General features: G+C 68.1%; 9 protein-coding genes. 4 read left to right on the forward strand and 5 right to left on the reverse strand.

Going from position 1 to position 9,619, the window contains the following annotated elements:
• Positions 1–775 (reverse strand): tetratricopeptide repeat protein (locus tag RMO04_RS01785; protein ID WP_309643081.1); only part of this gene is annotated, 775 nt, incomplete at its 3' end.
• Between the two features lie 102 nt (positions 776–877).
• Here RMO04_RS01785 and RMO04_RS01790 point away from each other — a divergent pair.
• Entirely contained in the window at positions 878–1,873 is a 996-nt protein-coding gene (locus RMO04_RS01790; protein WP_309643082.1) for a glycerophosphodiester phosphodiesterase, read from the forward strand.
• Here RMO04_RS01790 and RMO04_RS01795 read toward each other — a convergent pair.
• Positions 1,870–3,720 carry an ABC transporter transmembrane domain-containing protein gene (locus tag RMO04_RS01795; protein WP_309643083.1) on the reverse strand — a complete coding sequence of 617 codons (1,851 nt, stop codon included), beginning with the start codon at positions 3,718–3,720 and terminating at the stop codon, positions 1,870–1,872. The two genes, RMO04_RS01790 and RMO04_RS01795, sit on opposite strands and share 4 nt — an antisense overlap.
• A 119-nt stretch (positions 3,721–3,839) precedes the next feature.
• Here RMO04_RS01795 and rpmE point away from each other — a divergent pair, with 119 nt between their 5' ends.
• On the forward strand, positions 3,840–4,064 hold the full coding sequence (rpmE, locus tag RMO04_RS01800) for a 50S ribosomal protein L31 (protein ID WP_305582546.1): 225 nt from the start codon (positions 3,840–3,842) through the stop codon (positions 4,062–4,064).
• Positions 4,065–4,159: 95 nt separating this feature from the next.
• On the opposite strand, the gene RMO04_RS01805 is transcribed toward rpmE, so the two are convergent.
• Together RMO04_RS01805 and RMO04_RS01810 are read right to left on the reverse strand one after the other, a co-directional pair.
• A complete protein-coding gene (locus RMO04_RS01805) occupies positions 4,160–4,666 on the reverse strand; it encodes a DUF1465 family protein (protein WP_309643084.1) in 507 nt (168 codons plus the stop codon).
• A 131-nt stretch (positions 4,667–4,797) separates the two neighbouring features.
• Complete coding sequence (locus tag RMO04_RS01810) at positions 4,798–5,001, reverse strand: DUF1192 domain-containing protein (RefSeq protein ID WP_309643085.1); 204 nt, start codon at positions 4,999–5,001, stop codon at positions 4,798–4,800.
• Positions 5,002–5,084: 83 nt separating this feature from the next.
• Between RMO04_RS01810 and RMO04_RS01815 the strand changes: the two genes are divergently transcribed.
• Positions 5,085–6,059 (forward strand): NAD(P)H-quinone oxidoreductase, encoded by a 975-nt coding sequence (locus RMO04_RS01815; protein ID WP_309643086.1) that lies wholly within the window; start codon positions 5,085–5,087, stop codon positions 6,057–6,059.
• Here RMO04_RS01815 and RMO04_RS01820 read toward each other — a convergent pair.
• Positions 6,056–6,934 carry a glucose 1-dehydrogenase gene (locus tag RMO04_RS01820; RefSeq protein ID WP_309643087.1) on the reverse strand — a complete coding sequence of 293 codons (879 nt, stop codon included), beginning with the start codon at positions 6,932–6,934 and terminating at the stop codon, positions 6,056–6,058. The two genes, RMO04_RS01815 and RMO04_RS01820, sit on opposite strands and share 4 nt — an antisense overlap.
• A 329-nt stretch (positions 6,935–7,263) precedes the next feature.
• On the opposite strand from RMO04_RS01820, the gene RMO04_RS01825 reads away from it, so the two are divergent.
• A partial coding sequence (locus tag RMO04_RS01825) for a TonB-dependent receptor domain-containing protein (RefSeq protein WP_309643088.1) occupies positions 7,264–9,619 on the forward strand: 2,356 nt, incomplete at its 3' end.

The raw sequence follows: 9,619 nt of genomic DNA on the forward strand, positions 1-9,619 counted from the left end.
CGAAATGGACGGCGTCTTCGTAGGCGATGTCGTGACGCGCGGCGTAGGCGGCCCAGCCGCCGGTGAGGTCGCCAAGCGCCAGCAGCGCCCAGGCGCGCGCCACCCGCATGCCGCCGGCTTCCTGGATGGGGACGGCGGCGATGGCGGCGTCGAAGTCGGCGATGACTCCCTCAGTCGCCCCCGCCGCCAGCCGGGCCATGGCGCGGTTGTAGAGCGCGCCCGCGAAGCCCGGCTCCAGCCGCAGGGCCTCGTCGTAGAACACCAGCGCCTGCTCGGTCTGGCCCTGGAGGGTCAGGACCGAGGCCAGGGTGTTCCACAGCATGGCGCTGTCAGGATTGGCCTGGATGGCCCCACGCAGGGTTTCGACCGCCAGGCCGAACTTCATCTGGTCGCGCTGGGCGACACCCAGATTGTTGAGCGCGTCGACGGAGTCTGGTCGGCGGGCGAGATAGCTGCGCAGCAGGCCCTCGGCGACCTGCGCCATGCCCATCTTCAGCGCCAGGCGGGCAAGGTCGCTGGCCAGCTCCGGTTCGTCGGGCGCGAAGCTTAAGGCCGCCTCGTAGGCCTGTAGCGCGCCGGTGAAGTCCCCCGCCCTCTCGCGGCAGACCCCCAGGATGTGCCAGGCGGGGGAGCTGGTCTCGTCGATCTCCAGGGCTTCCAGCGCCGTGGCGGCCGCCTCATCGCGTCGTCCGGCGCGGACAGCGTCCAGCGCCTTGCGCAGCAGGGCCTGGAGCGCGGGCGCTGGAGGCTTGGGCGGGCTGGTGATCTGGGCCATCCGGGAGCGGGAAGTCTGGCCGATGGTAGCGCATGATCGTGGTTACCGCGCCGCTAATGGAGAGCTTGACGAAACCGTCGCAAGCCAGGGCTAGATCGAGCCATGCACCTGACCCGCCGCGCCATCGTCGCCTCCGCCGTCCTGGCCGCCGCCACCCCGGCGTTGGCCAAGACCCGCCCCATCGTCATCGCCCATCGCGGCGCCAGCGGCGAGCGGCCCGAACACACCCTGATGGCCTATCGCCTGGCGGTCGAACAGGGCTGCGACTTCATCGAACCCGACCTGGTGCTGACCAAGGACGGCGTTCTGGTGGTCCGCCATGAGAACGAGATCGGCGGCACGACCGACGTCGCCGCCCGCCCAGAGTTCGCCGCGCGCCGGACGACCAAGGTCATCGACGGCGAGCGGCTGGACGGCTGGTTCGCCGAGGACTTCACGCTCTCCGAGTTGAAGACCCTGCGGGCCCGAGAACGGCTTCCCGAGTTGCGGCCCAGCAGCGCCAAGTTCGACGGGCGCGAGGCCGTTCCGACGTTCCAAGAGGTGGTGGACCTAGCCAAGACGGCGAAGGTCGGCGTCTATCCCGAGATGAAGCACCCGGCCTTCCTGGCGAGCCAAGGCCTGCCCATCGAGGCGCGGCTGGCGGACGCCCTGAGGGCCAATGGCCTGGACAGCCGGACGGCGCCGGTCTTCGTCCAATGCTTCGAGGCCGCGCCCCTGAAGACCTTCGCCAAGCTGTCGAAGGCCCGGCGGGTGCAGCTGGTGGGCGGGGAGACACCGCAGATGGTCTCCGCCGACGGTCTGAAGGCGATAGCCGCCTATGCCGACGGGGTCGGTCCCGACTGGTCCCTGGTGCTTCCGATCGCCGATGGCGGCCTGGGCGCGCCGACGCCTCTGGTGGCCCAGGCCCAGGCCCTGGGACTCGCGGTCCACCCCTGGACCGTGCGGGCCGAGAACCGCTTCCTGCCGTCCAAGCTGCGGCGCGGGACCGGCGTGGCCGAGCACGGCGACGCCGAGGCCCTGTGCCGGGCGCTCTACGCCGCCGGAGTCGACGGGGTATTCAGCGATTTCCCGGCTATCGCGGTCGCCGCGCGGACCTAGGCCGCCGCGTCGCCGAACTGCAGGGCCGCCAAGCGCGCATAAAGCCCGCCACGGGCCGAGAGCTCCGCGTGAGTGCCCTGGTCGACCACTCGGCCGGCCTCCATCACCACGATGCGGTCGGCCTTGAGCACGGTGGCCAGGCGGTGGGCGATGACCAGGGTGGTGTGGCCGACCATGGCCTCCTCCAGGGCCTTCTGGACCAGGCGCTCGTTCTCGGCGTCGAGCGCGCTGGTGGCCTCGTCGAGCAGCAGGATCGGCGTCTCGCGGATCAGGGCCCGGGCGATGGCCAGGCGTTGCTTCTGGCCGCCCGACAGGCTGCGGGCGCGTTCGCCCAGGGGGGTGTCGAAGCCCTCCGGCAAGGCGTCCAGGAAACTCTCGGCCTGGGCGGCGCGGGCGGCCTGACGGATCTCCTCCGGCGTGGCCGACTCACGGCCGAAGCGGATGTTCTCGAAGGCTGAGCCGGAGAACATCGGCGAGTCCTGGGCGACTAGGGCCATGCGCCCGCGCACCTCGCCGGGGTCGGCCTCGCGGATGTCCACGCCGTCCAGCCGGACCACGCCGCCCTGCGGATCGTAGAAGCGCAGCAGCAGACGGAAGACCGTGCTCTTGCCCGACCCCGAGGGACCGACCAGCGCCACCCGTTCACCAGGCGCGACCTTCAGGTCGAAGCCCTTCAGGGCGGGCATGTCGGGCCGTGAGGGATAGGCGAAGTCGACGTTCTCGAAGGCGATCTCGCCGCGCGCCGGGGTCGGCAGGGCCTTGGGCGACGCGGGCGGGGCGATGCTGGGCCGAGCGGCCAGCAGGTCGGAAACCCGCTCCATGGCGCCGGCCGCCTTCTGCACGTCGCCCCAGGTCTCGCCCAAGGCGCCGACCGAACCGGCCGCCAGGACCGAGAGGAAGGCGAACTGGAACAGGGTGCCCCAGCTCATGTCGCCGCGCAGACCCGCATGGACCCCCAGCCAGAAGATCCCGACCACGCCGCCGAAGACCAGGGCGATCACCGCGGCGGTCATGACGGCGCGCGCCGTCATCCGCCGCAGAGAGGTCTTGAACGAGGCCTCAACCGCCTCGCCGAACCGCCGCGCGCCAGAGGCCTCGCGCCCGAAGGCCTGGACGGTCTCCAACGCGTCCAAGGTCTCGCCCGCATGGCCGATGGCCGCGGCGAACTGGTCCTGGGTCGAGGTCGTCAGCTTCCGCACCCGGCGGCCGAACAGGAACAGCGGCAGGATCACCAGCGGGAAGGTCAGCACCACCAGCCCCGTCAGGCCGGGACTGACGATCGCCAGCAGGATCAAGGCGCCGATCAGGGTCAGCAGGTTGCGCAGGGCCACGGAGATCGAGGTGGAGAGCAGGTTCTCCACGATCTGGATGTCCGTGGTCAGGCGCGACAGGACCTCGCCGGTGCGCGTGGACAGGAAGAAGGTGGGATCGAGGGTCAGGATGTGGGCGTAGGCCGCCTTGCGCAGGTCCGCCGTGATCCGCTCGCCCAGCTTGGTGACGAAGAAGTAGCGCAGGGCCGAGGACAGGGCCAAGGCCACGGCCACGCCGCCCATCAGCCAGAACCAGGGATCGACGGAATCGCCGCTGACGTTCGGCCCGGTCAGGTGATCGACCAGCAGCCTCACGGCGCCGGTGAGACCCAGGGACGCGGCCGTGGCGGTCAGCAGGAAGACCCCGGCCATGGCGGCGTCGGCCTTGTGCATGGCCAGGAACGGCAGCAGGCGTCCCAGGGCCTTGACGTTGCGGCTGCGGGCCCGGCGCTCGGCGGCCTCGCTCAGATCCTGGGCCAGGGCCGCGCCGGCGCTGGGCCGGCCCTCGACGGGGGCTTGCGCGCCCAAATCACTCATGAAAGCCAGCGCCCTTGCTCTTGCCCCGCCTTTTCCTGTATAGGCGCGGCTTCCTCGCGCCAGGCCTCGCGGCCAGGCGTGCATATTTCTGCCGCTCCTTTACGTCGGTTGCCCTCGCGATGAAACAAGACACCCACCCCGACTACCACTTCATCACCGTGGTGATGGTCGACGGCACGAGCTATCCGACCCGGTCGACCTACGGGAAAGAGGGCGCGACCCTCAACCTGGACATCGATCCGAAAACGCACCCGGCGTGGACCGGCGGCAACCAGACGCTTCTGGACCGCGGCGGCCGCGTGTCGCGCTTCAACGCCAAGTTCGGCGGCTTCACCCGCAAGTAGGCGGCTGGCGCTCGCACGAGCGCCGCCCCGACTCAGAAACGAAAACGCCGCGCTCATCGCGCGGCGTTTTTTGCTGTGCCGGAATGTGAGAGGCGTTACGCCCCGAAAGCGGCCTGCAGGCGGTTGAACTGGTTCTGCACCGGGTTTGGCGTGTCCTCGGCGGAGTCGGTCACATACATGCGCCGATCCAGGTGCCGGACGCGCTCATAGAGCCGCTCGGAACGATCGAGCAGGACCAGCAGGCCTGACGGCAGGTCTTCCTCGGTGGCGCCGCGGCACACATCCTCGGCGCCCAGGCGATAGCGGTCCTCGCAGGCGTTCTCGGCCGGCATGTCACCCTCGCGCACGGCGCGCTGCACCAGCAGCCACGAAGCCACCTGCATCAGACGCGTGGTGAGACGCATGCTCTCGCCGGCATAGGCTAGCGCCGCGTTGCGCGAGAGAAGCTTGGATTCCTGGCGACCGGAGCCGTCCAGATAGCCGGCGGTCTCCTCGACCAGGTCCATGCCTTCCTGGAAGGTGCGGTCGAAGAGTTCCGAGCGGGCGAAATCCTGGATCACGTCCGCGCGCCAAGCTCCTGCCTGGACAATTCCTTCGTTCATTTAAGCACTTCGCCTCTAAATCGTCGTCCATGGACGGACGCTGTTCTTGGCCTCGAGGACTGCAACCCCCGTGCCAAGCCCGAACCCCCAGTATCAACGATCCCCCGTTTACGCATCGTTATCCCTACCCTTCAGCCTGGACGGGAAAACAGCGCGTCGGCCTGGGCGCGGACCGCGCCCTTCTTCTCGATCTGGGCGCGGCAACGGGCGATCTCGGTCTCAAGCGCCTCGATGCGCTCCTCCAACTCGCCCACGCCATAGAGTTCCAGGTCCTCGCGCATGGCCTCGGTGAGCCGTTGGCCACGGGCGATGCGGACTTCCGCAGGTTCTTCCATCAAAGGCCTCCCTTTGCGGTGCGTCGTTCGACGTCTATCTGACTGCGACCAAGTTAGCGGCAATGAACCGGAGAGTCCCACCCATGAGCGACACCATGAACGCCATCGCCGTGGAGGACGGCAAGGGACCGGCCGAAGCCCTAAAGCCCGTCACTCTCGATCGCCCGGTTCCCGGCCCGGGACAGATCCTGATCAAGGTCCATGCGGCGGGCGTGAACCGGCCCGACATCGCCCAGCGGCTGGGGTTCTACCCGCCGCCGCCGGGCTCGCCGCCTACGCTGGGCCTTGAGGTCGCCGGCGTTGTCGAGGTGGGGGCCGGACGCTGGAAGGCCGGCGACAAGGTCTGCGCCCTGCTGGGCGGCGGGGGCTACGCCGACTACGCCGTCTGCGACGCGCGCCATGCGCTGCCGATCCCGGATCGCCTGGACCTGCTGCAGGCCGCGGCCCTGCCGGAGACCGTGTTCACCGTCTACGCCAATGTGTTCGAACACGGCGCCCTCAAGGCCGGCGAGACCCTTTTGCTGCACGGGGCCACCTCGGGCATCGGCACCATGGCGATCCAGATGGCCAAGGCGGCCGGCGCTCGCGTGATCGCCACCGCGCGCGGCGCCAGCAAGGCCGCGGAGGCCAAGGCTCTGGGCGCCGACATCGCGATCGACACCAGTACGCAGGACTTCGCCGAGGTCACCAAGGCCAACGGCGGCTGCGACGTGGTGCTGGACATGGTCGGCGGCGACTACTTCGCCAAGGACCTCGACGCGCTCAAGACCGGCGGACGGATCGTCTTCATCGCCGCTCAGGGCGGGGGCGACGTCAATCTCAGCATCATGCGGCTTATGCAGAAGCGCGCCCTGGTCACCGGCTCGACCCTGCGCCCCCGCGATCCCGACGAGAAGGCGCGCCTGGCCGCGGAGGTGGAGCGCGTGGTCTGGCCCTGGATCGCCGCGGGCAAGCTGACGCCCCAGATCGACAAGACCTTCCCGCTCGCCCAAGCCGCCGCCGCCCACGCCTATCTCGAAACCGGCGGCCACCTGGGCAAGGTCATGCTGCTGACCTAACTCGACTGGGCGTCCTCGACCTGCGCGGCGACGAAAGCCGCGCGGCGCTCCTCCATCAACCGGGTGCGCTCGGCGCGCATCTCCGGGTCCCAGGAATTGCGCGGCCCGACGAAGAGGCCGCCGTCCACCATCAGGTGGGTTCCCGTGACGAAGGCGCTCTCGTCGCTGGCGAAGAACAGGGCGGCGTTGGCGATGTCGACCGGCAGACCGGGCTTCTCGATCGGCTGGGTGTTGGGCGCGCTCTGGGCCATGGTCTGCTTGATCATGGTCGCCATGCCCGGCGGGACCACCGAGGCGGGGGTGAAGATGTTGGTCAGGATCAGGCCGGGGCAGATGGCGTTCACCCGGATTCGGTCGCGGGCCAAGTCGGCGGCGGCCACGCGGGTCAGGTGGATCACCGCGGCCTTGGCCGTCGAGTAGGCCACGGGGCCGTAACCGGCCTGGGTTCCGGCGATCGAGGCGGTGTTGATCACCGAGCCGCCGCCGCGCGCCTTCATATGCGGGATCGCGTAGGTGATCCCAAGCGCCACCGAGCGCACCAGCAGGGCGTGGACGCTGTCCCAGGCCTCGGCGGTCATGTCCTCGAAGCGGTTGGGCGCACCGCCGGCGCCGGCGTTGTTGAATAGGATGTCGACGCCACCGAACCGCGATCCGGCCTCGTCCATCAAGGCCTTGATCTGCGTCACGTCGGTGACGTCGCAGTGGCGATAGACGACCTCGCCGTCGAAGCGCGCGGCCAGCGCCGCGCCGGCCGCATCGTCCAGGTCGCCGACCAGGACCCGGGCGCCCTCCTCCACGAACCGCTCGACTGTCCCCAGTCCGATCCCGGAACAACCTCCGGTGATGACGGCGACCTTACCCTTCAGCCGATCCAAAACGCCCGCTCCACCACCGCCAGCGCCCGACCCCCGGGGCGCGATCCCCTGACCATCCGGCATTCGCCAGTTCGCGGCAAACCGAAAATTCGAAGATTGGCGCGCCGGAGCGCGAACCAGGGCTTGGCCTGCTTGGCGTTTTCGGCTGGAAGGCCGGACCGAATTCCCCCGACCATCGCGCCGCCTGGGGTCCCTTGATGTTGGGCGCCGGAGCGGCGAGCATTACCATACCGACACAATATCGATTGACGGGTTGTCAACCGTACCTCACCCTCGAAAAAACGCAGTAATCGCGTGGCCTTTAGAGCCGTTGTCGGGGAGGACAATCGATGAGTCACAGACGTCAGTTGATGGCCACAAGTGCGCTGGTCGCCACAATCTTTGCGAGCGCCGCGCACGCTCAGACATCCAGCGCCACGACTATCGAAGAACTGGTGGTCACGGCCGAAAAACGCGAGCAAAGCCTTCAGGACGTTCCGGTCGCGGTGTCGGCCTACACCTCCGAGGCGCGCGATCTGGTCGGGATCAATTCCGTCCAGGACATGACCAACTTCACCCCAGGGTTGACGTACAATAACTCGGGCGACCGCATCACCCTTCGCGGTGTGGGTCGGATTTCCAACGTCCAGGCCGCCGATGGCGCGGTCGCCATCTATTCCGACGGCATCTTCACATCCTCGACCTTCGAGGCCAGCAAGCCGCCGCTGTTCATCGACCGGGTCGAAGTGCTGCGCGGGCCGCAGGGCACGCTCTACGGGCGCAACTCAATCGGCGGGGCGATCAACGTGATCTCCAAGCGCCCGACCGAGGAGTTCGAGGCCGAGGTGCGCGCCACGGTGGGCAACTACAACTACACGCTCTTCCAAGGCACCGTTTCCGGGCCCCTCTCGGACAGCCTTCGCTACCGGGTCAACGGCAGCTGGGAAAAGCAGCGCGACGGCTACTACGACAATATCGTTCCCGGCATGCCCGATGAGGGCAATGTCATCGACCAGAGCTATCTCGAGTTCCAACTCGACATGGACTTCGGCGACAACTTCGAAGGTTGGGTCAAGGTCTCGCGGTTCGAGTGGAACAATGGCGGCGGGGGCTTGGGCGGCCGGGCCGCCTACACCCCATCGCCCTACAACACCACTCAGGAAGCGCCCTCGGTATTCTTCCTGAACCAGGGCTACGCCTTCAGCGGCCAGGTGTTGAACGTGGTCAATCCGTCGGGCACCTCTGTGAACCCGGCGATCAACGACCCGTTCAAGTTCGCGACGAACACGGCCTCGACAGTCAGCCTGGACGAGACGTTCGTCCTGGCCGCCGAGTTCACCTATCATTTCGAGAACATGGACCTCCGCTACATCGGCGGCGGCGCGAACTACCACTACACGCTGATCGCCGACAACGACGGCGGCCCGGTCAACAGCTACACCGTGCCCGTCACCGGGACCGGGACCTGCTCCGCGGCGTTCGTCGCCGCCGGCATCTGCGCCCCCCTGACCATCTTCCCGAAGGCGATCACCAACTATCAGGAAGACAAGGACTGGCTCAGCAACGAGCTGAACCTGACCTCCACCCACGACGGTCCGTTCCAGTGGCTAGTCGGCGCCTACTACTATCACGAGGCTTACAAGCAACCGGTCTCGGTGCAGCTTCCGAACCAGCCGCAGTTCGCCGCGCCTGTGAACGGCCCGGCGAACCTGCAACGCTTCTGGTACGACACTCGGCCGGACTTCGAGGCGCGCTCCTACGCCGCCTTCGGCCAGATCGACTGGCAGTTCACCGATACGCTGAAGCTGACCGCGGGCCTGCGCTATTCGCATGACCACAAGTTCGGTCAGGAAGAGGCGCGGCTCGTCTGCTTCGCCCTGGCGGCCTGCGGAACCTCGCCGCAGCTCCTCGGCACCTTCACCCCTGCGGTGGACATCACCGCCGCGGCGGTGGGCACCGGACGCCGCGCCGATGGCACTCTGCTGCCCGGCGTGTCCAAGGCCACGGTGATCGATCCCGTCACCGGCCTGGCCAAGCGGGTCCTGGACGCCTCATGGCAGGCGACCACGGGCACCATCGGCGTCGACTGGAAGCCCAACGACGACATCCTGGCCTACGCCAAGTACAGCAAGGGCTACAAGGCCGGCGGGTTCAACTCGGGCATCGTCGCCCCGGTCGTGACCAACGTCTACACCGACAAGGAATCCAACAACGCCTACGAAGTGGGCTTCAAGTGGAACCTTGGGCGGACCTTCCAGGCCAACGTCTCGGCCTTCTATTACGACTACCAGAACTTCCAGGCGCCGGTGACCATCGTGAACACCTCCGGCGGCGTCGGCACGGCCCAGACCCTGTTCTTCAACATCCCGAAGGCCATCTCGAAGGGCTTCGAGATCGAAACGGTCTGGACGCCGATCGACAACCTGCGTCTGCTGGCCAACTACTCCTACAACGACGCCTATATCGACGAGGCGTCCGGGATCATCGACTCCAGCGACCCGACCGCCGTCGCCCCCGGCGCACGGCCGGTCGGCGCGCCCAGCCCGACCGTGGACATCTACACGGGACGGCGCGAGCAGGGTCAGGAACTCAGCGGCAACACCCTGCCGCAGGCGAACGCGCTCGGAATCAGTGTGCAGCAATTGGGCGCGGCCTACGCGCAGATGACGCTGCAGGGTGTGAGCGCGTCACAGGCTGAAACACAGA

It is taken from the genome of Phenylobacterium sp., from assembly GCF_031412415.1.
Classification (GTDB): domain Bacteria; phylum Pseudomonadota; class Alphaproteobacteria; order Caulobacterales; family Caulobacteraceae; genus Phenylobacterium.